Annotated in this window: 22 protein-coding genes and 1 pseudogene; 10 read left to right on the forward strand and 13 right to left on the reverse strand. The window is 63.6% G+C overall.

Going from position 1 to position 25,070, the window contains the following annotated elements; all coding sequences use genetic code 11:
* Positions 1 to 44 precede the first annotated feature (44 nt).
* Positions 45 to 287: a hypothetical protein gene (locus tag G7077_RS01205; protein ID WP_166410130.1), complete on the forward strand. Its 243-nt coding sequence runs from the start codon at positions 45 to 47 to the stop codon at positions 285 to 287.
* Positions 288 to 387: 100 nt separating this feature from the next.
* Entirely contained in the window at positions 388 to 642 is a 255-nt protein-coding gene (locus G7077_RS01210; protein ID WP_166410131.1) for a hypothetical protein, read from the forward strand.
* Here G7077_RS01210 and queE read toward each other — a convergent pair.
* The 7 genes and pseudogenes from queE to G7077_RS01245 all read right to left on the reverse strand — a co-directional run bounded on the left by queE (position 639) and on the right by G7077_RS01245 (position 6,234).
* Positions 639 to 1,271: a 7-carboxy-7-deazaguanine synthase gene (queE, locus tag G7077_RS01215; protein ID WP_166410132.1), complete on the reverse strand. Its 633-nt coding sequence runs from the start codon at positions 1,269 to 1,271 to the stop codon at positions 639 to 641. The two genes, G7077_RS01210 and queE, sit on opposite strands and share 4 nt — an antisense overlap.
* The gene (queC, locus tag G7077_RS01220; RefSeq protein ID WP_166412242.1) at positions 1,268 to 1,942 is read right to left on the reverse strand and encodes a 7-cyano-7-deazaguanine synthase QueC; all 675 of its coding nucleotides are present in this window, start codon (positions 1,940 to 1,942) and stop codon (positions 1,268 to 1,270) included. The genes queE and queC overlap by 4 nt, the downstream gene beginning before the upstream one ends.
* 151 nt (positions 1,943 to 2,093) lie before the next feature.
* Positions 2,094 to 2,453, reverse strand: a complete 360-nt coding sequence (locus tag G7077_RS01225; RefSeq protein ID WP_166410133.1) for a DUF3617 domain-containing protein — start codon at positions 2,451 to 2,453, stop codon at positions 2,094 to 2,096.
* A 75-nt stretch (positions 2,454 to 2,528) separates the two neighbouring features.
* A complete protein-coding gene (gene hslO / locus G7077_RS01230; protein ID WP_166410134.1) occupies positions 2,529 to 3,431 on the reverse strand; it encodes an Hsp33 family molecular chaperone HslO in 903 nt (300 codons plus the stop codon).
* A 36-nt stretch (positions 3,432 to 3,467) separates the two neighbouring features.
* Positions 3,468 to 4,655: an aspartate aminotransferase family protein gene (locus G7077_RS01235; RefSeq protein ID WP_166410135.1), complete on the reverse strand. Its 1,188-nt coding sequence runs from the start codon at positions 4,653 to 4,655 to the stop codon at positions 3,468 to 3,470.
* A gap of 134 nt (positions 4,656 to 4,789) precedes the next feature.
* Positions 4,790 to 5,260: a hypothetical protein gene (locus tag G7077_RS01240; protein ID WP_166410136.1), complete on the reverse strand. Its 471-nt coding sequence runs from the start codon at positions 5,258 to 5,260 to the stop codon at positions 4,790 to 4,792.
* Between the two features lie 123 nt (positions 5,261 to 5,383).
* Positions 5,384 to 6,234 (reverse strand): annotated as a pseudogene (locus tag G7077_RS01245) (ABC transporter permease).
* A 75-nt stretch (positions 6,235 to 6,309) separates the two neighbouring features.
* Here G7077_RS01245 and G7077_RS01250 point away from each other — a divergent pair.
* Both G7077_RS01250 and G7077_RS01255 read left to right on the forward strand, forming a co-directional pair.
* Positions 6,310 to 6,993, forward strand: a complete 684-nt coding sequence (locus tag G7077_RS01250; protein WP_166410137.1) for a GcrA family cell cycle regulator — start codon at positions 6,310 to 6,312, stop codon at positions 6,991 to 6,993.
* Positions 6,941 to 8,032, forward strand: a complete 1,092-nt coding sequence (locus tag G7077_RS01255; protein WP_246167269.1) for a phytanoyl-CoA dioxygenase family protein — start codon at positions 6,941 to 6,943, stop codon at positions 8,030 to 8,032. The genes G7077_RS01250 and G7077_RS01255 overlap by 53 nt, the downstream gene beginning before the upstream one ends.
* A gap of 54 nt (positions 8,033 to 8,086) precedes the next feature.
* Here the strand turns inward: G7077_RS01255 and G7077_RS01260 are convergent, their stop codons facing one another.
* Positions 8,087 to 8,596 carry an Hsp20 family protein gene (locus G7077_RS01260; protein ID WP_166410138.1) on the reverse strand — a complete coding sequence of 170 codons (510 nt, stop codon included), beginning with the start codon at positions 8,594 to 8,596 and terminating at the stop codon, positions 8,087 to 8,089.
* Between the two features lie 163 nt (positions 8,597 to 8,759).
* Between G7077_RS01260 and thpR the strand changes: the two genes are divergently transcribed.
* Complete coding sequence (gene thpR / locus G7077_RS01265; RefSeq protein WP_166410139.1) at positions 8,760 to 9,293, forward strand: RNA 2',3'-cyclic phosphodiesterase; 534 nt, start codon at positions 8,760 to 8,762, stop codon at positions 9,291 to 9,293.
* A 46-nt stretch (positions 9,294 to 9,339) separates the two neighbouring features.
* On the opposite strand, the gene G7077_RS01270 is transcribed toward thpR, so the two are convergent.
* The 3 genes from G7077_RS01270 to G7077_RS01280 form a co-directional block, all read right to left on the reverse strand.
* On the reverse strand, positions 9,340 to 10,431 hold the full coding sequence (locus G7077_RS01270; RefSeq protein ID WP_166410140.1) for an aspartyl protease family protein: 1,092 nt from the start codon (positions 10,429 to 10,431) through the stop codon (positions 9,340 to 9,342).
* On the reverse strand, positions 10,377 to 11,120 hold the full coding sequence (locus G7077_RS01275) for a DoxX family membrane protein (RefSeq protein ID WP_166410141.1): 744 nt from the start codon (positions 11,118 to 11,120) through the stop codon (positions 10,377 to 10,379). The genes G7077_RS01270 and G7077_RS01275 overlap by 55 nt, the downstream gene beginning before the upstream one ends.
* Positions 11,121 to 11,220: 100 nt before the next feature.
* Positions 11,221 to 12,018, reverse strand: coding sequence for an AraC family transcriptional regulator (locus tag G7077_RS01280; protein ID WP_166410142.1), 798 nt, complete (start codon positions 12,016 to 12,018; stop codon positions 11,221 to 11,223).
* Positions 12,019 to 12,496: 478 nt separating this feature from the next.
* On the opposite strand from G7077_RS01280, the gene G7077_RS01285 reads away from it, so the two are divergent.
* From G7077_RS01285 to G7077_RS01300, 4 genes are all read left to right on the forward strand, one after another.
* Positions 12,497 to 15,991, forward strand: a complete 3,495-nt coding sequence (locus G7077_RS01285; protein ID WP_206367660.1) for a TonB-dependent receptor — start codon at positions 12,497 to 12,499, stop codon at positions 15,989 to 15,991.
* A gap of 99 nt (positions 15,992 to 16,090) precedes the next feature.
* Entirely contained in the window at positions 16,091 to 16,807 is a 717-nt protein-coding gene (locus tag G7077_RS01290; RefSeq protein ID WP_166410143.1) for a SapC family protein, read from the forward strand.
* 8 nt (positions 16,808 to 16,815) lie between these two features.
* The gene (locus tag G7077_RS01295; RefSeq protein WP_246167271.1) at positions 16,816 to 17,829 is read left to right on the forward strand and encodes a cupin-like domain-containing protein; all 1,014 of its coding nucleotides are present in this window, start codon (positions 16,816 to 16,818) and stop codon (positions 17,827 to 17,829) included.
* 8 nt (positions 17,830 to 17,837) lie between these two features.
* Positions 17,838 to 19,319 (forward strand): tryptophan halogenase family protein, encoded by a 1,482-nt coding sequence (locus G7077_RS01300; protein WP_166410144.1) that lies wholly within the window; start codon positions 17,838 to 17,840, stop codon positions 19,317 to 19,319.
* A gap of 41 nt (positions 19,320 to 19,360) precedes the next feature.
* On the opposite strand, the gene G7077_RS01305 is transcribed toward G7077_RS01300, so the two are convergent.
* Positions 19,361 to 21,376, reverse strand: a complete 2,016-nt coding sequence (locus tag G7077_RS01305; RefSeq protein WP_166410145.1) for a M13 family metallopeptidase — start codon at positions 21,374 to 21,376, stop codon at positions 19,361 to 19,363.
* A 228-nt stretch (positions 21,377 to 21,604) separates the two neighbouring features.
* On the opposite strand from G7077_RS01305, the gene uvrA reads away from it, so the two are divergent.
* A complete protein-coding gene (gene uvrA, locus G7077_RS01310; RefSeq protein ID WP_166410146.1) occupies positions 21,605 to 24,568 on the forward strand; it encodes an excinuclease ABC subunit UvrA in 2,964 nt (987 codons plus the stop codon).
* 34 nt (positions 24,569 to 24,602) lie between these two features.
* Here uvrA and G7077_RS01315 read toward each other — a convergent pair whose 3' ends face one another.
* A complete protein-coding gene (locus G7077_RS01315) occupies positions 24,603 to 25,022 on the reverse strand; it encodes a hypothetical protein (RefSeq protein WP_166410147.1) in 420 nt (139 codons plus the stop codon).
* Positions 25,023 to 25,070: the final 48 nt, after the last annotated feature.

Raw genomic sequence — 25,070 nt, forward strand, 5'->3', positions numbered from 1 at the left:
GATGCGGTTCCTCCGCTGCAGATCACATAAAAAGGGAGTTTTGAATGCGTGCTCTTATCCTGGTCGCCGGTGCGGCCCTGGCGGTTTCGGCTTGCAGCAGCAACGAGTCCGCTGACAACACGATGGACGTCAACACCATCGAAGCCAACACGATCGTGACCGACGCCAACACCGTCGATCTGAACGCGATGGATGCGAACATGTCCATGGACGCGAACACCGCCAATGCGGTTGCGACCGACCTGACGACGAACGAAGCCGACGCGAACCTCGCCAACGGCATGTAATTGGCTGGCGGCTTCCCTGTGGAGCCGCCGCCGAGTTAAGGAGGCCGTCGGGTTCGCCCGGCGGCCTTTTTTATCGCCTGAAAATTGGATTGATCTCCCGATGCGCAACTATCCCCTTATCGTCGCCGCCGCGGCCCTACTTTGTGCTTGCGGCAAGAAGGACCCCGCCGAGCAGACGGCCAATGCGTCGACCGGCGTGACTGCCGAAAGTTTCGCCGGGAGCGATACGACGGCGATCGACGCGGCTACGGGTGCGGACGCCAACATGGCCGCGGATGTGCAATATAACGACGAGGCGCTCGACGCGCTGATGAACGAGGCATCGGAAGAGGATGCCGTCGCCAACGAAGATTAAGGCAGCCCCACCACCTTGTGCGCCTGCAGCGACAGGCGCCACCGCGGCCTCTCCATCGCCAGCCGGATCGCAGCCTTCATCGCTCCGGCACGGTCGGCTCCGTCCATCGGCTGAACCAGGAAGTGATCGAACTCCCAGCCTTCGATCTTGGCCGGATCGATCCCTGCCTGCGGCCAGACCAGCTTGAGCTCGTTGCCGCTGCGCTGCACCACCTCGGTTCCGGCTTTTGGGCTGACGCATAGCCAGTCGAGCGCCGCCACCGCGGGCAAGGTCCCGTTGCTTTCCGCCGCAACGCGAAAGCCGCGATCGTGCAAAGCATCAACCAGTGCCCGATCGAGCTGAAGCATCGGCTCACCGCCCGTGATCACCACCAGCCGCCGCTCCCCGCCTTCGCCCCACATCCACTCGACATGGGCGGCAAGCGCCTCCGCATCGGTAAACTTGCCCCCGCCCTCACCGTCCGTTCCGACGAAATCGGTATCGCAGAAGGTGCATTGAGCCATCGCCCGGTCCTGCTCGCGCCCCGACCATAGGTTGCAGCCCGCAAACCGCAGAAACACCGCGCGGCTTCCCGATTGGACGCCTTCCCCCTGCAGCGTCAGGAAACATTCCTTGACGGCATAGGTCATTGGTAACGGGTCGGATCGGGCAAGCACGCTTCCTCGAAGCCCTTGGCCCGCAGGCGGCAGGCATCGCACAGGCCGCAGGCGGCGCCATCGACGGCCGGGTCGTAGCAGCTGTGGCTCAGCCCGGCATCGAGTCCCAATCGCGCTGCCTCCCTCGCAATGTCCGCTTTGCTCATGTTCTGAAGCGGCGCATGGATGGTGAAGGAATCACCCTCGACCCCCGCCTTGGTGGCGAGGTTGGCGACGGCCTCAAACCCGCTGATGAACTCCGGCCGGCAATCGGGATAGCCTGAATAATCGAGCGCGTTCACTCCGATGAACAGGTCGCGCGCCCCTGCCGCCTCCGCCCAGCCCAGTGCCAAGCTGAGGAAGATGGTGTTGCGTGCCGGCACATAAGTCACCGGAATCCCGGGTGCGACCCCCTCCTTCGGCACGGCCATGTCGCCCGTCAGCGCCGAGCCGCCGAACGCCCGAAGGTCCAGCGGAAGGACGATGTGGCGATCGGAAAGCTGGGCAGCGATCGTCTTCGCCGCTTCAAGCTCGGCACGGTGGCGCTGATTATAATCGATGGTGAGCGCCAGGACGGAAAAGCCCGCCTCGCGCGCCAAGCCGGCGCAAACCATTGAGTCCAGCCCGCCGGACAAAAGGACCACCGCTGTTCGTCGCGCTCGCATCGTCACCGACGCGCTCTAACCCCCGCATTCACCAAAAAGAAGGGCCGCCCGAAGGCGGCCCAGTCTAGGAACGCTAGGCGCTCCCTTTGGGAGGAAAGCGTGCCGGAGACGGCACATCCAACCGCTTAGCCCAACATGGTTAAACAGACGCTTAATAACCCGGGCAGCCACCGATCCTGCGTGCCTGCATCACGAAGTGAAAGGGCAGACCGCGCGAAATGCCCTGCGTATCGATGCGCAGCGAGCGCGGGGTGATCACCGTCACCTCGCTTCGTCCGAAACCGCCGCTCGGACAATTGTACTGGAGCACGGTCGTGTCGCCGCTCTGGCTGACCACGGTGCGCGGACAGGCCTCGCCGCGATGTTCGAATTGTGTGATCGTGCGGGTCGAAAAGCATTGCCTGACAGGCGCCTGCCCCGGAATGCCCGACACTTCCCACAAGCCGCCGGGTATTTGCGCCAGGCGCGGCAGCGGCGTCGCGGCCACCACCAATGTCGCCCCGACGCACACTGCCAAATACTTTAAACCCCGGCCCACGACTCGCTTATACCACAGCTAAAGTGCGGGTGAAGTTAAGCCGAACAATCAACCGAGCTCAGCCGGATCGATCGGGAAGTTGCTGGAACAAAAGGCGCAATCAACCCGGATCAAACCATCATCACCAACCATGGCCGACCGTTCGTCCTCCGGAAAACGGGCAATGACGGATCGAACATAGTCATTGTCGCAGCGGCAACCCTTGCTCAGCCGCTGCGCATCCAGGGTCCGCACTTCCTCTTCTTCATGGAACAGCCGCCAGATCAGCTCGTCCAGCGGAAGCTTCTGATCGGTCAGCTCCTCAGGCTTCACGGAGCCGCCAAGGATGGCGACGTGCGGCCAGTCAGGGTGATCAAGGCGCGTGTGAAGCCGCTCCCGGCCCTCCTCGCCCTCGGGAAGATGCTGGAGCAAAAGGCCGCCTCCGACCCACTTGCCGTCCCGCTTCTCGACCGCCAACCGTGCCAGGCTCGGAATCTGTTCGGACTGGGAGAAATAGCTTTGCGCCGCGTCGGCCAGGCTGTTGCCCTCAAGCGGAACGATCCCCTGGTAACGCTCGTCCGTCGCGGGCTGGTCGAAGGTTATCGCCAGATAACCCTTGCCGAACAGCTCGGGCAGCTTCGGATTGACCGAAATGTCGGCCAGCCGCTCGCGGTCGTGCCGCACGTAGCCACGCAGTTCGCCGCCCAGATAATCGCAGACCAGCAAGTCGACGATCCCGCCCTCCGTCTGCGCCTGCAGCGTCATCTGCCCGCCCGGATCCTTCAGCAACGAGCCTAGAAGCGCGGTGAGCGTCAGCGCTTCCGCAAGCAGCTTCTCGATGGCCGGCGGATAGCCGTGGTTGGCAAGCACCGCGTCCAGCACCGGCCCGAGCCGGGCGATGCGCCCACGGGCGTTGCGCGAAGGAATGGTGACGCCGAGAACGACGTCCGTGTTGAGCTCAACTGTCTGCATCGCGCCAAGATAGGAAGGCGCCCTTCGGCCAACAAGCTATGCCGCCGCGGGCACCTCATAGTCGGCCGCAGCGGCCGACAGGCCGTCGACGAACTCGCGAATATGGCTCTCTTCGATGACCAGCGGCGGCAGCACACGCATGACATTGTCGCCCGCGGCCACAGTCAGAATACCGCGCTCGCGCAGGTAGGTGACGAACGCCCGGCTATCGGTCTTCATTTTAATGCCGAGCATCAGGCCCATGCCGCGAACGCTCTCGAACAATTGATCGTGGTTCGGGATCATCTGCTCCAACGCGGACCGCAGCCGCTCACCCGTTGCACGAACGCTGGCCATGAACTCGTCGTTCGCCACCACGTCGAGCACCGCCTGCCCCGCCGCCATCGCCAGCGGATTGCCGCCGTAGGTAGAGCCATGAGTGCCGATGACCATTCCGGCCGCGGCCTTTTCGGTCGCAAGGCAGGCACCCATCGGGAAGCCGCCGCCGATGCCCTTCGCAGTCGCCATGATGTCGGGTTCCACGCCATATTGCTCATAGGCATAGAGCGTGCCGGTGCGCGCGACGCCGCACTGCACCTCGTCGAACACCAGCATCAGGTCCTTCTCGTCACACACCTGCCGGAGGCCTTTGATGAAGCTCTGGCTGGCAGGCTTGATCCCTCCCTCGCCCTGCACCGGCTCCAGCAGGAAACCCGCCGTATTGTCGTCAACGGCAGCCAAGGCCGCATCCAAATTGTCGAACTCGACGACCGTGAAACCTTCCAGCAGCGGCGCGAAGCCGTCACGCAGCTTGGGCTGATCGGTGGCGCTGATCGTGGCCATGGTCCGGCCATGAAAGGCGTTGGTGAAGGTGATGAGCGTATGCTTGTGCGCATTGCCCTTCGCATGATGGTAGCGCCGCGCCGTCTTGATCGCGCATTCGACCGCTTCCGCGCCCGAGTTGGTGAAGAACACCGTATCAGCAAAGGTAAGGTCGATCAGCCGCTGCGCCAGCGCTTCCCCCTGCGGGCTGCCGTACAGGTTCGACACATGGATCAGCGTCGCTGCCTGCTCCTGGATCGCCTTGGTGAGGTGCGGGTGCCCGTGGCCGAGCAAGTTCACCGCGATGCCCGACGCAAAGTCGAGATAACGCTCGCCATTCTCACCGATCAGGTAAGCACCCTCGCCTCGCACCGGCCGCACCGGTGAGCGCGGGTAGACGGGCATAAGGGGCGTAATGGCCATGGGTGTGGCTCCTGATCTTGGGTTGCGAGAAAGCGGCTCCCCCACCGCTCGGCCGGGCTATAGCCAGCACGCCGTCAAAGGAAAAGGCGCCCCGGATTTCTCCGGAGCGCCTTCCCTTGAGCTAAAGCCGGAGCTTAGCCGGGCCAGCGGCCGCGGTCGTCTTCGCGGCGGTCGTCCCGTCCGTCACGGTCGCGGTCGACATAACCGTTGCGGTAGCGCTGGTCGCCCCAACCGCCGCGTCCGTCGTTGGCATCACGCATCACTCGATATTCGATGCGCTGGATGCGCTGCTCGATATTCGCATATTCGCGCGGGTTGATGCCGTTGCGACCCGAGTTCCACAGGCGGCGCTCAAGGTCACGAGCATCGTCGCGAAGCTTGCGGGCTTCCTTGTTGCTCAGCACGTTGCGGCGATCCATCATATCGATGCGGCGCTGCAGGTTGTTGACGCGGGCCTGCAGGCTGCGGACCTGGCCGTAATTGTTGTAGCCATAAGCGTTGCCGTACGGCGCACGCTGCGGCTGCGGATAATATTGGGCCGAAGCCGGGGCAGCGACCGCGAGAGCCGAAGCGGCTGTGGCGGCGGCGATCAGTAACTTACGCATCTTGGCTCTCCTTGATGAGCTGACTTGATGCGACAAGCTCTACGCCGTGCGCTTTGTTACAGGCCTGAACGCCCCCGTTATGAAACGTTCAACTTCGTAAACGAGCTAAGTCCCTGAACATATTCAGTTCTTGATTTTCCAGCCGCTGGCGAGAAGCCGATAGCAGATCGCGCAAAGCAGGATGTTCAGGACCAGCAGCCCCAATCCGCCCACCAGCAACGGCGAGTCGGCGACTCCCAGGAAGCCGGCGCGAAAGCCGGAGATCACGTAGAAGAATGGGTTGGCGTGGCTGATCGCGCGGAACGTCGGCGCGAGCTGCTCCACCGAGTAGAAGGTGCCGGACAGCAGCGACAAGGGCGTCACCACGAAATTGGTTACCGCTGCCGCATGGTCGAACTTCTCCGCCCAGATCGATGTCAGAACGCCGAGGAAGGACAGCAGCAGCGATCCCATCAACCCGAACCAGAAGACCAGCAGCGGATCGTGGACAGCGACCGACACGCCCGGCCACAGCAGCATGGCGAACCAGACCGCAAAGCCGACCAGGAAGGCGCGCGTGACTGCAGCCCCCACCAGTCCCGCGATCAACTCGCCGGTCGACAGCGGCGGCATCAGATAATCGACGATCGTCCCCTGGATCTTGCCGACCAGCAGCGAAAAGCTGGAATTGGCAAAGGCATTCTGGATCATCGCCATGACGATCAGGCCTGGCGCAATGAAGTCGGCGAAGTGGATGCCCATCACTTGCCGCCCCGATCCCCCAGCGCGACGGTGAAAATCGCAAGGTATAGCAGGGTCGTGATGGCCGGCGCCCATACCGTCTGGGTCTGGACCTTGAAGAACCGGCGGACCTCCTTGATATAAAGGGTCTTAAGGCCGCCCCAATTGACGCCGCTGAGAATGGGATCGCCGGGTGCGCGTTGTACCCAGGCGCCTGTTGCACCTTCGGCCGGATCGTTGGGGTGGTCGTTCACGGCTCAATCGCCTATCGGCTGGCTCCGCCCGCTGCAAGCGGTGCTGGGCCGGCCCGAAAACGGAGAAGAATGTTCATGTCCTGGACCGACGAGCGCATCGAGCGACTGAAGAAGATGTGGTCCGATGGCGCAACCGCAAGCCAGATCGCCGACGAGCTTGGCGGCGTCAGCCGTAATGCCGTGATCGGCAAGGCGCACCGCCTCGGCCTCGACGCGCGTCCCTCCCCCGTGAAACCGGGTGAGGAAAAAGAGAAGAAGCCCGCAGCCGCCGCAGCACCTGCCGCTCCCAAGGCCGAACCCAAGCCCGCACCTGCGGCACCGGTCGTAGAGGCACAGCCCGAGCCTGCGCCGCAGCGGCCACAGCCGGCCCCCGCGGCAGCCGCACCCGCAGCAGCTTCGCCCGCTCCCGCCACCGAGACGGTCGTCCAATATCGCTCCGTCGGACCCGGCGGCTTTATTCGTCAGGGCCCGGGCGAACAGCAGGCGCCGATCCCGCCCGCGCCGCCGCGGCGACTGGTTCCGGCCAAGCCGAGCCCGGAGATTGCGGACAAGACCAGCCTGCTCGACCTCAACGACCGCATCTGCAAATGGCCGATGGGTCACCCGGGCGAGCCGGATTTCCATTTCTGCGGCCAGGCCGCGAACCCCGGCTTCCCCTACTGCGTGCAGCATTGCGGCGTCGCCTATCAGGCGCAGCTGCCGCGCCGTGACCGGCGCCCGCCGCCGCCGCTGCCCTTTGGTGGGCCGCGTATCCGCTAAGGTCGCCGTGAAGGCGGGACAGCTCTTTCGGTGGTGGCGCGCGCCCATCTGGGTCGCGGCGCTCGCCACCGGGTCCAAGAGCTTCGTCGATAATCCCTTATTGGGCTCGAAACGGCTGAACGAGGCCGGGCTGCATCGCAGGCGCTTGGAGCTTGCGCACCGTCTGGCATGGGCGCGCCGCCGCCGGCTCGCGAACGCTGTCGAACCTTCCTGGCGGGAGCAGTTCGACCGCAACGGCTTCGTCGCCATCCCCAACTTCCTTCCGCCTCAAGATTTTCAACGCCTGAGGGATGCGCTGCTGGAACGCACCTGGCCGACCCGGGAACATCAGCAGGGCGACACCATCACACGTCGGGTGGCGATCGGGCCGGAGATGCTTGCCGCCGTCCCGGAGCTCGCCGCCTTGCTTCGTGACCCGCGCTGGAAGGGGCTGCTGTCCTATGTCGCAAGTACGTCCGGCGAGCCTCTCTATTACGTCCAAACCATCGCTGCAGGTGTCGCGGACGGCCCGCCCGACCCGCAGCTTCACCTTCATTCGGACACCTTCCATCCCTCGTTGAAGGCATGGCTATTCCTGACCGACGTACCGGAGGATGGGCGTCCCCTCACCTACGTTCCCGGTTCCCATCTCCTCACTCGAGAGCGCGCGGACTGGGAGCAGCGACGCAGCGCGGCGATTGGTAAGGCGGATCGCCTGTCGCAGCGGGGTTCGCTTCGGATTGCGCCGGAAGAGCTTGCCGAACTCGACCTTCCACCGCCAGTCTCGTTCGCAGTTCCAGCGAACACGTTGGTCGCTGCAGACACCTACGGCTTCCACGCCCGAGCGGACTCGGACCGGCCCACCTTGCGCGTAGAGATCTGGGCCTACAGCCGCCGCACGCCCTTTCTTCCCTGGACAGGCCTGTCGCCGACATCCGTCGGCTCGATCGCGCTTCGCCGTGCCGAGTGGTACGGCAGGATCGTGGACGCGCTGGACCGCCGCGGCTGGACCAAGCAACACTGGCGCAAGGCGGGCGCGCGCCGCCCGATCGATCCTTAAAAAAAGGGCTCCTGAGCGACAGCCCCGAAGCCCTGTTTAGCTAGCCTCGCTCGCTTAGGCGTGCTGGGCCTCGGCCTCCAGCGTCTGTCGCGATGCGGGCTGGTCGCCGCCGATCGCCGGGCGATCCTCGCCTTGGCTGCCGTTGATGCTGATCTTCCGCGGCTTCATCGCCTCGGGGATCTCGCGTACCAGCTGAACCGACAACAGGCCGTCCTTCAGGTCGGCGCCGCGCACCTGCACATGGTCGGCAAGCGCAAAGCGGCGCTCGAACGAGCGGGTCGCAATGCCGCGGTAGACATAGTCGCCGGACTTCTCTTCCGGCTCGTCCGCCTTGCGGCCGCTGACGATCAGCACGTTCTGATGGGCGGTGATGTCGATTTCCTCCGGCTTGAAGCCGGCCACGGCGAGATCGATGCGATACTCATTGTCGCCGGCCCGGATGAGGTCGAACGGCGGATAATTCTCGCCATTCTGCCCAAGCGCGCTGTTCTCCAATAAGTCGAACAGCCGGTCGAAGCCGACGGTGGAGCGCCGATAAGGCGCGAAATCAAAAGCGCTACGCATGTTCCAAGTCCTCCTATGAAGCGACGTTGGCGGAGCGAGCAGCACAAGGCTCTCATCGCCCCGTCACCGGACCCGCAATGGCATCCGGCAGCGGGGAATTGGGGAGTAATCTCCCCTTTTCAAGAGGCTGCACGCGCCCGAAAGTCGCTGCTATCCTGAGTGGATGCACCGCCTGTTTGTCGCCATTCGCCCGCCCGAGCACATCCGCGATCTGCTGATCGACGCGATGGACGACACTCCCGAACTGCGCTGGGTGCCCGACGACAATCTCCACCTCACCCTCCGTTTCATCGGTGAGGTCGAGCGCCCTATCGCGGAAGATATTGCCGCCGCTCTCGGGAACATTCGATTACCGGATTTCGAACTTCGCCTTGCAGGCGTCGGACAATTTGCCCGGCGCAACGGTGGCGCGTTGTGGGCCGCCGTCGAGCCGCGGGAGCAGGTCGCCGCGCTTGCCGCCAAGGTCGATCGCGCTTGCGTGGCGACCGGGCTTGAACCGGAACACCGCGCCTTCCATCCGCATATCACCCTTGCCGGCTACAATCGTGGCGCTCCGCAGGCGGTCACCGCCTTCCTCGAGCGCAACCGCGCCCTCGCGTCCGCGGCATTCGCGGTGAACAGCTTCACCCTCTATGAAAGCCGTCTTTCCCGTCACGGCGCGTTGTACGAGCCGATCGCGGATTATACGTTAGGCTAAGGCAGCCAACGCCCCTCGAAGCCGTGCCGCACCTCCCGTGCGTCAGTCACTGGCACGTTTCTTTAGCTCCGAACGACAGGCTGACGGCCAAAGCGTTCGGCTGACAGCGCCGGAGTTGAAAACGAACCTTGCGTGCGCGGAAGTCGAGGGACACGCGGCTGAACCGTTCCAATATGTCCGTGCCGAGGAGCATCGCGGGTTGGTTCGCAAGATTGAAGACCTCGAACGGCGGCAGGTCGGCAAAGGCAACCGGCACATCTCGGATGGTAAGCCTTCCGATCTGAAGTTCCGGAATCCAGGCGACATCTAATTCGACCGACTTGCCGGTCACCCCCGTCGCCGTCACCTTTTCGAATTGCTGGCGGCGCCGGACGAGCTGTTCCCGAAGGAGCATATTCCCCACCGTCAGTTCGGCACCCGTGTCGATCACTGCATCGAGCGGCAGCTTGCCCGCTTTCACCTGCGTCAAGATCAATTGCCCGCGGCGTCGCTTTGCAACGACGACGATTTCTCCCGGAAGCGGCTTGGGCGCTTTCGCGGCGCTCTCGACTTTGACCAGCCGGCGGTCGAAATCCAGCATCAGGCGTTGGTTCACCAACGCATCGATGCCGATCAGGCCGTGGGCCCCGATATCGTCCTCCTTGAGCACCGGAAGATGCAGGCCGCGCATCGTATTGGATCCCAAAGCAAGCCGGTCGACTTTGACGCGATCGACGGTGTCCCGGTCCGTCATCCCGTTCAGGACGACCGGCCGGCCAGGAGGGAGGTTCAGGTTGCGAGCGATGCCGACGCCCAAAACCGACGTATCCGCACCGCTGTCGACGATGAACTGATACGGGCCGGACCCATTGACGCGCACGGCGACGCTTAGCCGTGTGTCGATTTTGCGCGCTTTGATATCTTCTCCCTCGATCGCCAACGTCTCATCGACATATGCCCGAGGAAGAGGTGTCATTGCGGTCGGTCCGGGCGCCGCAGTGCTGGCCTTGCCGCCAGCCATCGTTGTCGCTTCGCTCTGCGCCCCGACGCTGAAAATCACCACACATGCCAGAGGGGCGAGGATCGGTAACCGACAGGACCTGCTCATCGATCGAGATGCTCTGACGTTGACATTGGAATGCATGAACGAAGCAGCCATGCTGCTCCTGCGATCGACAGCGCCGCGGCCAGCATGGTCCACTCGACGCGGCTTCCCGGCGCCGCCGCTACGCGGGGAGCGTGCAGGAGGATAACGAAGGAAGCGCACATCGCGGCAAGCAACATGGCGGCCAGGCGGGCGAATCTGCCGATCAACATCGCAATCCCCGCAGCAATGTGGGCAGCGCCGGTGAAGTAGGCGCAGAAAAGCTTACCGGGAATCCACGACGGCACCATGGACGCGGTAAAGTCGGCATACACGAAGTGCGAAAGTCCGAAGATGATTGCACAGGCGCCGAACACGGGCGGAAGAACTGTCGCGTAGCGCGAACCCTTGGCGGCGATCACGGCCGCAAACCCGCCCACTGAGAGGGCCCCGATCTCGGCTACTCCGAGCAGGCTCGCGACGCTCGGATTGGCAACCGTGTTCGGAAGATGAAGCGCAACCACCCAAAGCGCATAGAATGTTGGGAGGATGATCTCGAGCCGCCGTGCCCCGCGCCACAAGATCGCTGCGCCGCCAAGAAGCAGAACCAGCCCGCTCAGAACAGCCAGCGGTGCCCGGGCCGGAAGGCCCGGCGGCACGGGTTGCCACGTCAGCGCGAAGTCCTGAACGGCCACCGTCACAATGCCAAGCAAGATCGCGCCGCATGCGTAAGGAAGCGCATCCAGGTTCAGTTGCTTTTGCATGCCCTCTCCCCAAGCAGCCATCAGACGCACCGCTCCGTCCAGCTAAGCGTCACCGTGTGGGTTGCATTACGATCTTGCAGGCAAGCGGAATTGTACTTTCTTAACCTCCCGGAAGCAGCCGCCGATGCTCGGCATGGCGAGGATCACGGGCTTTGGCGACTTGGCGTTGCTGAACATATTGGCCCGGAGTTCGGCCCGTGAGGTCCTTAAAGTCCTTGTTCAGGTGCGCCTGATCGAAATAGTCGAGCCTCATCGCGCTGGAGGTCAGCGTTGAAGATATGTCGCCCTCCAGATCGGTGAGGAGGTGCTCCAAACGATATAGTCTTGCCAAGGTCTTCGGAGGCGCACCGACAAAACGGTGAAACAAATCGATCAGATGCTTGTGACTGACGTCCGCCGTTGCTGCCAGGTCCCGCACGGTCGCAGTGCCGTGACTGTGCTTCAAAAGGTCCAATGCCGGGGCGATCCGGCCCACGCCGGACCTGATGTTCAGCTGGGCGGTAAGGAGCTGCTCAAGCAGCAAGAACCGGGAGCTTGGGTCGCTTACCTCACCCAAACGATCGCGGATTTCGATTGCGGTCGGCCCGAGCAGTGTCTCGATATCGACGACGTCATCGGCAAATTCGTGCGCCTCGACCCCGAACAAGGCGAGGGTCGCTCCCGGCCGCAGCGTCACGCCGATGAAATCTAGGTCATCGGGCCAGCGAACGGTGTGGAAGCTGCTCCAGATTCCCATCACCCAGCCGCGATGCGAATGTTGGTCCCATGCGCGCTCGGGCAAACGCCGTGATCGAACCCGCGCGCCGAAATTAATCTTCAGATCCATCACGCTGGCGGGCATCACATGCTCGGTTCCGTACGGCAGCCGTCCGGACGGGGCATAGAAGGCCTGAACCACCTGGCTCAGCGGAAAGTTCGGCCTGTGAACAACGAAAGACACCCGTGAATAGTAGCGTGCGGCTCATCTCCTGCAAGCAAAGGCAATCCGCTCTTACACGTGCGCCCTTCCAGGCGTGGCCGCCTGGTCACGGAGATTCCGCAGAACAGTTGTCGGTCTCACCTCCGAATCAAGGGTTCGATGACCGGAAATCTCGTTAACGCTAACATTGAGAGTCGTTTATATTTTTTTCATCGCTTTCAACACCTTGACTATACAAGTTGCAGATTAGGCACAGGCAAAGTCTGTTGTTGGGCTAGACTAGGTAATTCCTTGTTTGTGAGCATCTTACCGCAAGTGCGAACAACATTGCTGTGAAATCCTAACCGCTATATTCTTGGGATCCCAACTTAGTTTGGGCATGCGGGCAACGTGCCTGATCCGCGGGAAAAACGATCGTCGGCTGATCATCGGGATGAGCCGAAGGGGAGAGACTGAAATGACTCAACGTAATTCTACGGAACCCGCCTCGCGGGTTCTTCGGACAGCGCTGCTGCTCGGCGCGTCCGTGTTTGCAACTTGCAGCCTGCCGGCTGCGGCGTTCGCCCAGGATCAGGCTTCCAGCCCGGAAGTCGCTCCGGAAGACAATGCCGCGAACACCTCGACCGCCGATCAGACGGGCGGCGGCACCGCCGTCAACACCGGCCAGAACGGCCCGGCAGCGACGTCCGATACCGGCGATGAAATCGTCGTCACCGGCGTCCGGGCTTCGCTTCAGCGCGCCCGCGACATCAAGCGTACGTCGAGCGGCGTCGTCGACGCGGTCTCGGCTGAAGAAATCGGCAAGTTCCCGGACACGAACCTCGCGGAATCGCTGCAGCGTATTCCGGGCGTCTCGATCGAGCGCCGCGCCGGCGAAGGCAACTTCGTCACCGTCCGCGGTTTCGGTCCGACCTTCAACCTGGTGACCGTGAACGGCCGTCAGCTCGCAACCTCGGACGTCGGCACCGTCGGCACCGACGGCGGCGACTTCGGCCGCGCCACCAGCCGCTCGTTCGACTTCTCGAACCTGGCGTCTGAAGGCGTGTCGCGTCTCGAAGTCTACAAGACCGGCCGCGCCAACATTCCGTCGGGCGGCATCGGTGCTGCGATCAACGTCGTCACCCAGCGTCCGCTGGAAGGCCGTGAATCCGGTCTGCGCGGCAGCGTCGGCGCCAAGGCGCTGTACGACACCAGCCTCGACAACTTCCGCGTGACTCCGGAGCTTTCGGGCGTCGTCAGCTGGTCCGACCCCAACGACACGTTCGGCGTCAGCCTGTTCGGTGCCTACCAGAAGCGCAAGAGCGCTGCTGCGGCGGCGATCTCCAACGACTGGAACATCACGACCTTTGCCAACATGCCGGGTCGCCAGAACGTTGCCGACGATCCCGCGACGGCCGCGAACGAAGCTGCCGGCAACACGGTCATCACCAATGCGCCGTCGGATCCGAACCAGCTTGTCGCCATTCCGAACGACAGCCGCTACGATTATTCGAAGTTCTCGCGTGAACGTATCAACCTCAACGGCACGGTTCAGTTCAAGCCGTTCGAGACGCTGACGCTGACTGCCGACGCCCTTTATGCGCAGAACAAGCTGAAAGAAGACCGCGCCGAGCAGACCAACTGGTTCAACCGGCCGTTCGACCACGTGACCTTCGACGACGACGATGTCGTCGCCACTGCCATCTACCTCGACGAAGGTACGAAGTATGGCACCAAGGACATCGGCTTCGAGAACATCCACCGTCAGACCAAGAACAAGCTTCACAGCTATGGCTTGAACGCGAACTGGGAAATTGCCCCGGGTTTCACCCTGAACCTCGATGGCAACACCTCCAAGTCGAAGTCGGGTCCGGACTCGAAGAACGGCAACAGCTCCACGCTGGTGGGCTTCGGCGCCCCGGTTGTTGACGGCCACTCGGTCGATTATTCGGGTGACATCCCCCAGCAGGTCTGGACGCTGAACGACTCCGGTCTCGGCACCGACGGCATCCGTGGCACGCCGGACGACCGCGGCAACAACAACGGCGTCCTCGACATCGGCGACCTCGGAACCCAGATCGCCCGCACGAACGCGTCCTATCAGACGCAGCGGGTCAATCAGTTCCGCGCCGACCTTGGTTGGGACTTCGGTGACGGCGCTCGCTTCGACGTTGGTGCAACCCGCATCAATTCGAAGATGAGGAGCACCCGGACTCAGACGCAGCAGGCGCTTGGCGACTGGGGCATCGGTCAGGTCAGCGATATCAACACGTTCGCAAGCGATATCGTCAGCCAGTTCTGCCTGGGCTGCCAGTTCGAGCACTACAACCCGACCAACGCCGACACGGCCTTCATGGTGAACGCAGAGGACCTGTACGGTGTCTTGTCGCCGCTGTACGCAGCGGACGGTGAGCCGCTCCGTGCCGGTACCCAGGCGCCGCACGCGGTCGGCATCACCGGTCTCGACGACGACCGGGTCAAGGAGCGCGTCACGTCCATCTACGCCCAGCTGGGCTGGAAGGGCGATTTCGCGGGTCGTCCGGCGGCTGTGAACGCAGGTATCCGCTGGGAGACGACGAAGGTCCAGTCGGATGCCGTCGTCGCGGTTCCGGATCGCATTCAGTGGGATTCGGATAACGACTTCAGCCGTCAGATCGACTTTGCGAACGTCGTCCTGGCCGAACGTTCGGGCACCGGCAAGTACAGCAACTTCCTGCCGTCGGTGGACTTCCGGATCGAACCGATCGACAACCTCGTCGCTCGCGTGTCGGTCAGCAAGACCCTCGCACGTCCGGACTACGGCAACCTGTTCGCGTCGGAATCGGTCAACGCACCGAACCGTCCCACCTACCTCGGTGGCGTGGCGACGGGCACGACCGGCAACCCGAACCTGAAGCCGCTCGTGTCGGGCAACCTCGATATCAGCCTCGAATATTACTACGCACGGTCGAGCTATGTGTCGGCGGGCTTCTTCGCGAAGAACGTGAAGAACTTCATCGGCCAGGGCACGTTCGAGCAGAACCTGTTCGGGCTGCGTGATCAAAGCTCGGGCGCCGCTGGCACCCGGTCGGGCATCGCGGTTGCTCAGCTCGGAAGCCTCGGCGTTCCGGTCAGCGACGTGACCTTGTTCACCTACACGGCGCTGCTCGTTGCCAACAACGGCAACACGGCTGCAACCAACGCTCAGATCCAGGCCAACCTGGCGGCGGGCGGTCAGCAGTTGAACCAAACCTTCGTCGACCAGGTGTTGAGGGATTACAACGTCAACCCGCTCAATGCTGCCGCCGGCGGCTTTGCTGCGGACCCGTTGTTCATCTTCAACGTGACGCGTCCGATCAACAACCGGACCGGCAAGATCCACGGCGTCGAGCTTCAGGGTCAGCACTTCTTCGGCAACTCGGGCTTCGGTCTCGCGGCCTCGTTGACGAAGGTGTTCGGCGACGTGAACTTCGACCGCGGTTCGAACCCGGGCACGAACGTGTTTGCGCTTACCGGCCTCAGCGACAGCGCCAACGTCACCGGCATCTTCGAGAAGTACGGCTTCTCGGCGCGTGTCGCGTACAACTGGCGCGGCAAGTTCCTGTCGCAGGTCAACCTGGGCGGAAGCCGTAACCCGCGTTACTTCGAGCCGTTCGGAACGCTCGACTTCTCGCTGGGCTATGACGTGACCGACCGCCTTGCGCTGTCCTTCGAAGGCATCAACGTGCTTGGCGAGGACATCCGCATGTACGGCCGCAGCAAGCGTCAGGTGTTCTTCGCTCAGGAGAACTACCCGCGCTACTACCTCGGTGCCCGTTACCGCTTCGGCGGCGGCGCTCCGACGGTCGCTCCGGCTCCGGCCTACGTTGCTCCGCCGGCACCGCCGGCTCCGGCGACGCAGACCTGCCCGGACGGTTCGGTGATCGACGCAGCGGCAAGCTGCCCGGTTCCGCCGCCGCCGCCGGCAGCCGCTCCTTCGGGAGAGCGCGGCTAACAGCCTGAAGCGCTGGCATTTACCCGCCGGCGTCAGCTAAGAGTGGTGCCGTTGCCGATGTGCAGCGGCACCACTTCTTTTTTGCAAGGATCTCGCGGGTTGGCCAACCGTGTTCCCCTCGACAATGTCGCACATGCGAACCTTCGCGCGGCCGTCCGGCGCGGTGCCGACTTCGGCGACGCGGTCAATCAGACGCTCGTTGTCCCCACCGAATTCGAAAGCGTTCAGCGCGAATATCCGATCTTCATCCGCAAGGATGCGGAGGGGCAATGGGTCGCGGTGGCGCTGCTGGGCCTTGATCGCGGCGAGAACCTCTTTCTGGAGGGCGACCGGTGGCAGGCCCGCTACATCCCCGCGGTCCATCGCCGCGGTCCTTTCTTTCTGGGCATTCGGGGAGATGGCGAGGCGAGAGAGCTGGCCGTCCATGTCGACCTCGACGATCCGCGCATCGGCGAAACGGAAGGCGAGCCCTTGTTCCGGGAACATGGCGGCGACAGCCCCTATCTCGACCATGTCACCCAAGCCCTCCATCTCATTCACGAAGGCCTCGCCGCAGGCCGGGGCTTCTACGCGGCGCTTGAACGTATGGGCCTGCTTCAGCCGGTGGAACTGGATGCGGACGTCGGCGACGGCAAGACGTACGCCATCACCGGCCTGTTCACGGTCGGCATGCAGCAATTCCAGTCGCTCGGCGCCGCCCAGTTGGAGGAACTTCACCGCGCCGGCTATCTGGCGCCGTTGATCTTCATCCGCGCCTCCTTGCCCAACATGAACCACCTCATCGACATTAAGAAGCGCAGGATCGGACAGGGATAAGCTCGGCAGTGAAGCAGGTCAGGGTCATCGAGGGGATCGCACCCGACCGCATTCCGGTCGACGAGCTGATCGCATCGGGCATACCGGCGATCCTCAAGGGCGCCGCTGCCGATTGGCCTCTCGTTGCCAAGGGGCGGCAGTCGGCGAAGGCTGCCATCGACTATTTGAGCAGCTTCGACGCCGCACGGCCGGTGGTGGGCTACACGGGCGAGCCCGAAATCGGAGGCCGCTTCTTCTACAACGACGACCTCACCGGTCTTAATTTCCAGGGCAGTCGGGTCGGCCTGACCGACTTCCTCGCCCGCATCGCAGCCACGCTCGGCGACGATCAGCCGCCTGCGCTCTACATCGGCTCAACCGACCTCGACGCCTTTCTGCCCGGATTGCGTGCGGAGAACGACCTGCCCTCCGCCTTGTTCGGCGAGCACCAGCCGATCGCCAGCATCTGGATCGGTAACCGCACGGTTGCGAGCACCCATTACGATTTTTCGAACAACATCGCCTGCAACATGGTCGGTCGGCGCCGCTTCACCCTCTTCCCGCCGGATCAGATCGCCAACCTCTACCCCGGCCCGCTGGAGCCCACGCCGGGCGGACAGGTGGTCAGCATGGTCGACCTGAGGGCACCCGACTTCGGCCGCTACCCCCGTTTCCGCCAGGCCCTCGACGCTGCGGAGGTTGCGGAACTCGAACCGGGCGATCTCCTCATCTACCCCGCCATGTGGTGGCACAATGTCGAGGCGCTGGAGCCGTTCAACGTGATGATCAACTATTGGTGGAACGCCGTCCCGCGCTTCATCGACAGTCCGATGACGACGCTCCGCCACGCCTTGCTCAGCCTCCGGGACCGCCCCGCGCATGAAAAGGCAGCGTGGCGCGCCTTGTTCGATTATTACGTGTTCGGCGATGGCGCAGCGGCTTCCGCGCACCTTCCCGACCATGCGCGCGGACCGTTGGGCCCGATGGACGAAGTGACCTCCCGCCGCCTCCGCGCGGACATTCTCAACCGCCTGAACCGATAGGGGGAAAAGTGGATCAGCCAAGGGTCAAGCGCGTCGTCATCGCCGGCGGCGGAACGGCAGGCTGGGTCGCCGCCTTCGGTCTGGTGCGCCAGCTTGGGCCCTTGCTCGACATCACCCTCATCGAGTCCGACGAGATCGGCACCGTCGGTGTCGGCGAATCCACCATCCCGACTGCGCACACCTTCCACAAGTATATGGGCATCGACGAACGCGCGTTCATGTCCGCAACCAATTCCACCTTCAAGCTTGGCATCAGCTTCGAAAATTGGGCGCACGACGGCGACCGCTACATCCACTCGTTCGGCACGTTGGGCCGTGGTACCTGGCTGGCCGATTTCCACCACTTCTGGCTGCAGGCGCGGGCTCAGGGCTTCGCCGCCGACATCGGCGACTATTGCCTGGAACATCAGGCAGCGGCCGCGGAAAAGTTCGCGATCGGCGAGCAGGCCAGCGTCAACTATGCCTATCACCTCGATGCGACGCCCTACGGCCAGTATTTGCGCACGCTCGCCGAGGCGCGTGGGGTCAAGCGCGTCGAAGGCAAGATCCGCTCAGTCCAGCAGCATGCGGCCAGCGGCGACATCGAAGCGCTCGAGCTGGAGTCCGGTGAGCGGATCGAAGGCGACCTCTTCATCGACTGCACCGGCTTTCGTGGCCTGCTGATCGAACAAACGCTGAAGGCCGGGTTCGAGGATTGGGACCATTGGCTCCCGACGGACAGCGCGCTTCCCGTTCAGACGGAATCGGTCGGCGCGCCCAGGCCCTACACCCGCGCCGTCGCGCATCGCGCCGGCTGGCGGTGGCAGATCCCGCTACAGCACCGCGTCGGCAACGGCCTTGTCTTTTCCAGCGCCCACATGTCCGAAGAGGAAGCACGCGCCCTCTTCGCCACAGAGCTTGAAGGCACTCCCCTGTTCGAGCCGCGCCTGATCCGGTTCAAGGCCGGCCGCCGGCGCAAATCTTGGGTCAAAAATTGCATCGCGCTCGGCCTGTCGAGCGGCTTCGTCGAGCCGCTTGAGTCCACCAGCATCCACCTCATCATGATTGCCGTCACCCGGCTGCTTCAGATGTTTCCGTTTGGCGGCGTCACCCCCGACGTCCGCGATCGCTTCAATCACATGGCGGACCGCGAGATCATCGGCATCCGCGACTTCATCATCCTCCATTACCACGCGACGGAGCGGGACGATTCCGAATTCTGGCGATACGTCCGCACCATGGACGTGCCCGACACGCTGAAAGAGCGGATGGAGCTCTTCCGCGAACATGCGCACGCTTATCAGGACAGCCACGACCTGTTCCGTGTCGACAGCTGGGTACAGGTGCTGCTTGGCCAGCGCATCGAACCGCAATGTTGGCACCAGGTCGCGCGCACCATGAGTGACGACCAGCTGAAGGGGGCACTCGGCGCGTTGCAGTCCAATATCGCCAAGGCGGTCCAGGCGATGCCACAGCATGGCACCTTTCTTCCGCGCTACCTGGGGGCGTAGCCGCTACACTACCCCCGTGGACCAGTCTTAGATGTCGCCCGCTACCAGATCCGCACCCTTTTCTCCGGCGGCAGGTAGAACTTCGAGTCCGGCCCGATCCCGAACGCCTGGTACCACGCGTCGAGGTTCCTCAACGGCCCGATGATGCGGAAACGCTCGGGGCTGTGCGGGTCGGAGGCGACCTGAGTCTTGATCGCATCCTCGCGCGCCTTCCCGCGCCAGGCCTGCGCAAAGGCAAGGAAGAAGCGCTGGTCGCCGGTCAGACCGTCGAGTACCGGCGCGGCCTTGCCGTTCAGCGACACTTTGTACGCTTCGTAGGCGACCTCCAGCCCCGACATGTCGCCGATATTTTCGCCCATCGTAAAGTCGCCGTTGATGAAGGTTCCCGGCGCCGCTTCGTAGGAAGAATATTGCTTCCCCAACTCGCTGGTCAGCGCCTTGAACTTGGCAAGGTCCTCCGCCGTCCACCAGTTGCGAAGCTTGCCCGCAGAGTCAAACTTCGCCCCCTTGTCGTCGAAACCGTGCATGATCTCATGCCCGATCACCGCCCCGATGGCGCCATAATTCACCGCAGGATCCGCCGACAGGTCGAACAAGGGCGCCTGCAGGATCCCCGCCGGGAACACGATCTTGTTCTGCAGGAAGCTGTTGTATGCGTTAACGGTCGCCGGGCTCAACGACCACTTCTTGCGGTCGACCGGCTTGCCCAGATCCTCCATCGCATAAGCCCAGTCGAGCCGGGTCGATTGCTTGACGTTGCCGTACAGGTCGTCCGCCTTCAGCTGCAGCGCCGAATAGTCGCGGAACTTGTCGGGGTAGCCGACCATCACCTGCATATTGTCGAGCTTGGCAAGCGCCTCTGTCTTGGTTGCCTGGCTCATCCAGCCATTGCCCCGGATGCGCTGCGCAGCCGCCTTTTTGAGATTGCCGACCAGCCGCTCCATCTCGCTCTTCGACTGAGGCGAGAAATATCGCTCGACGTAGGTCTTGCCGACCAGGTCGCCCAGCCGGTCGTCCACTTGGTCGATTCCGCGGCGCCAGCGCGGCCGCAATTGCTGCACGCCCGACAATGTCTTGGTGAACTCGAAGCGGCTGTCGACGAAGCGCTTGGAAAGGAAGGGCGACGCCTGGTCGGCGATCTTGAACCGCTGCCAGTTCTTCAGCACCGACAGCGGCGTTCGGTCGTACAAGGCCGCAAGTGCCTTCACCGCTGTATTGTCCGCCACCATCAGCTTGGGGACGCCGTCCACCTTGGCGGTCTTGAGGTAATTCGCCCAGTCGACTCCCGGTGCGTAGCGCGCAAGCTCGGCCGGGGACATCTGGTTGTTGAGCTTGGTGAAGTCGCGGAGGTCGGTCTTGTCCCACGACAGCTTGGCGATCTCGGTTTCGAACTTCAGCACCGAATCCGCCGTCGCTGCCGGGTTGGGCGTGCCCGTCATCTTCAAAGTTCGTTCGACATAAGCACGATAGGCGTCCCGCTGCCGCTTATGCTGGTCGAGAAGGTAATAATCCTTGTCAGGAAGCCCCATCCCGGACGTTTCGACATAGAGGATGTTGACTCTGGAATCGTCCGGGTTGGGCAGGATGCCCACCCCGAACACGGTGCCGCCGAAGTCCGACAAGGTTTCCGCCATGAAACGGGTGAACGCGGACTTGGTGGACACTGCATCGAGCTTCGCGAGGTCGGCGCGAAGCGGCTTGTCGTCGAGTTGCTCCAGCCGCGCCTCATCGATGTAGCTGGCGTAGAACGCGCCAAGTGCGCTGTCCTTGGGCGCGCCGGTGATGATCTCCCGAAGCCGGTCCTGCGTGCGGTTGTAAAGATCGTAACCGACGCTGGTCTGCGCCTGGTCGGCCGGGATCTCGTTGCTGTCGATCCAGCGGCCCGCGGCATAACGCTCGAAATCGTCGCCCGGCTTCACCGACAGGTCGCGGGTGGACAGGTCGACGCCCCAGGTGCCGTAGCGGACTGGCTGGGCGTTCTTAGATTGCGCCAAGGTCGGCGTTGCCAGCGGTGTCGATACTGCAAGCAAGAGGAGAATCTGTGCGGTTTGCTTCATGGCAGCCCCCATTCTGTAACAGTGTTGTTCGGGTGAGTTCGCACACCGGGCCAAGCACAATCGACCAAGTCTACGCTGGCGTCGATGAAACGCGGCTGATTACGTGCAAAGTCCGTCCTTGCGCGCAACTTGCACCAGCGCCCCGCGCACCCATCTCCACCACGCCGCGTTGACCGGGGGAGCCGCCTGACGTAGCAATCAGAACAAAGCTGGAACGAAGCCGACGCGATGCTGACTCATATTTCCGTACGGGGCGCTAGAGAACACAACCTCAAGGGCGTCGACATCGACATCCCGCGTGAGAGCCTGACGGTGATCACCGGCCTGTCCGGCTCGGGCAAATCCTCCCTCGCCTTCGACACCATCTATGCCGAGGGGCAGCGTCGCTACGTCGAGAGCCTGTCGGCCTATGCTCGCCAGTTCCTTGAGATGATGCAGAAGCCGGACGTCGAGCATATCGACGGCCTCTCCCCTGCCATCTCGATCGAGCAGAAGACCACATCGCGCAACCCGCGCTCCACGGTCGCCACCGTCACCGAAATCTACGATTACATGCGCCTGCTCTGGGCGCGCGTCGGCATCCCCTATTCGCCCGCGACCGGCCTCCCCATCGAGGCGCAGCAGGTCAGCCAGATGGTGGATCGCACCATGGCGCTCCCCGAGGGCAGCCGCCACTACCTGCTCGCCCCCGTCGTCCGCGGCCGCAAGGGCGAGTATCGCAAGGAGCTCGCCGAATGGCAGAAGCTCGGCTTCACCCGCGTTCGCATCGACGGCGAGTTCTACCCGATCGAGGACGCTCCCGCGCTCGACAAGAAGTATAAGCATGACATCGAAGTAGTGGTCGACCGCATCGCCATCCGAGACGGCATCCAGAGCCGCCTCGCCGACAGCTTCGAAACCGCGCTTAAGCTCGCGGAAGGCCTCGCCTACCTCGATCCTGCCGATCCGCCCGCGGAAGAGCCCGCCAAGGCCGGCATGAAGCTCGACTTCGGCGCCCCTGGCCGCATCGTCTTTTCCGAAAAGTTCGCATGCCCCGTCAGCGGCTTCACCATCGCCGAGATCGAGCCGCGCCTCTTCTCGTTCAACGCGCCGCAGGGCGCCTGCCCGGCCTGCGATGGCCTCGGCGAGAAGCTCGTCTTCGACCCCGACCTCATCGTCCCCAACCACAACCTCAGCATCGCCAAAGGCGCCGTGGTCCCCTGGGCCAAGTCCAACCCCCCCAGTCCCTATTACATGCAGGTGCTCTCCAGCCTCGCCCGCGCCTACGACTTCGACCTCCAGACCCCTTGGGCCGACCTGCCGGAGAGCGTCCACGCCCTCATCCTCACCGGCACGCAGGGCAAGCCCGTCACCCTCCGCTTCATCGACGGCCGCAAATCGTACGAGGTCAAGAAGCCGTTCGAAGGCGTGGTCGGCAACCTCAACCGTCGCCTGCTCCAGACCGAATCAGCCTTCATGCGCGAGGAGCTATCCCGCTACCAAAGCTCGCGCCCCTGCGAGGTCTGCCACGGCGCCCGCCTCAAGCCCGAGGCCCTGTCCGTGAAGATCGCCGGCGAGCACATCTCCGGCGCCGCCCAGCGCTCCGTCGCCGACGCCCACGCCTGGTTCGGCAGCCTCGAGGACAAGCTCACCCCGCAACAGCGCGAGATCGCCAAGGCCATCCTCAAGGAGATCAACGAGCGTCTCGGCTTCCTCCACAATGTCGGCCTCGACTATCTCCACCTCGACCGCACCTCCGGCACCCTGTCCGGCGGCGAGAGCCAGCGCATCCGCCTCGCCTCCCAGATCGGCTCCGGCCTGTCCGGCGTCCTCTACGTCCTCGACGAGCCAAGCATCGGCCTTCACCAGAAGGACAACGACCGCCTGCTTGAAACCCTTCAGCGGCTGAAATCCCTCGGCAACACCGTGCTGGTGGTCGAACATGACGAGGACGCTATCCGCTCCGCCGACCATGTCATCGACATGGGCCCGGGCGCCGGAGTCCACGGCGGCGAGGTCGTCGCCTCCGGCACGCTCGACCAGATCCTCGCCTGCGAGAACAGCATCACCGCCGCCTACCTCTCCGGCCGGCGCGAGATCCCGCTTCCGCCCAAGCGCCGCAAGGGCAACGGCAAGAAGCTCACCGTCAAGGGCGCCACCGCCAACAACCTCCGCAGCGTCACCGCGTCGGTCCCGCTCGGCACCTTCACCTGCATCACCGGCGTCTCCGGCTCCGGCAAGTCCAGCTTCACCATCGACACGCTCTACGCCGGCGCCGCCCGCGCGCTCAACGGGGCCCGCATCGTCTGCGGCCCGTGCGAGAAGATCGACGGCCTCGCCAATCTCGACAAGGTCATCGACATCGACCAGTCGCCGATCGGCCGCACCCCGCGCTCCAACCCCGCCACCTACACCGGCGCCTTTACCCAGATCCGCGACTGGTTCGCCGGCCTGCCCGAAAGCGCCGCCCGCGGCTACAAGCCCGGCCGCTTCTCCTTCAACGTCAAGGGCGGCCGCTGCGAGGCGTGCCAGGGCGACGGCCTCCTGAAGATCGAAATGCACTTCCTGCCCGACGTCTACGTCACCTGCGACGTCTGCCACGGCGCCCGCTACAACCGCGAAACGCTCGAGGTGAAGTTCAAGGGCAAGTCGATTGCCGACGTGCTCGACATGACGGTCGAGGACGCCGCCGACTTCTTCAAGGCGGTGCCCGGCATCCGCGACAAGATGGCGATGCTGGTCGAGGTCGGCCTCGGCTACGTCAAGGTCGGGCAGCAGGCCACGACCCTGTCCGGCGGCGAGGCCCAGCGCGTCAAGCTCGCCAAGGAATTGAGCCGCCGCGCCACCGGCCAGACCCTCTACATCCTCGACGAGCCCACCACCGGCCTCCACTTCGAGGACGTCCGCAAACTCCTCGAAGTGCTCCAGCGCCTGGTCGACCAGGGCAACACCGTGGTGGTGATCGAACATAACCTCGACGTCATCAAGACGGCCGACTGGGTGATCGACCTCGGCCCCGGCGGCGGGGTGAACGGCGGTGAGATCGTCGCGGTCGGCACGCCGGAGATGGTGGTGGCGGAGCCGAAGAGCTTCACGGGGCAGTATCTGCGGCCGTTGCTGGAGCGGGCCAGCGTCAAGCCGGAGGTGGTGGAGGTGAAGGCGGCGAAGGCTGCGCGGAAGAAGCGGGTAGTTCAGGATATGGCGGCGGAGTAGGTGGAAGCGCAAATGCGCATTTCTCCTTCGGAAGTCAGATGCGCTGATCGAACCTCAGTCGAACAGACAGCCGAAGCTCCTCTTGCTCTGGACGATCAAGTGATTCGATGCCGCGAAGGATAGCGTGACCGCTCTCTTCGTCTGTCGGATCATCGTAAATGTATATTGCTTGTATCGGAACTAAGGACAGTCGAATGTTCCGAAGATCGGCAGCACGCGCCAGCAATGCTCCTTCACCTGTGCGATTTTCACCTGCTAGCTCAACCGCCTTCTGCTGAAGGTCTTGGTCTGTGTAGTCGAGTCGCCGGACGACCGACACACCGTCGGCCTCGCCACAAACATTTGACATTTCCCGATCTTGAGGAGGGAAGAAGTCTTTACGTAAGAATGGATCGAAATCAGGCTCCGCTATGCCGCTGTGTAGCAAGCGAGCGACAATTTCATTGTCGTTCACCGCGCCGTGATCTCCAGCACAGCAAGCTGTCGCCTCGGGTCGCGCAGT

Source organism: Sphingomonas piscis, assembly GCF_011300455.1.
Classification (GTDB): Bacteria; Pseudomonadota; Alphaproteobacteria; order Sphingomonadales; family Sphingomonadaceae; genus Sphingomicrobium; species Sphingomicrobium piscis.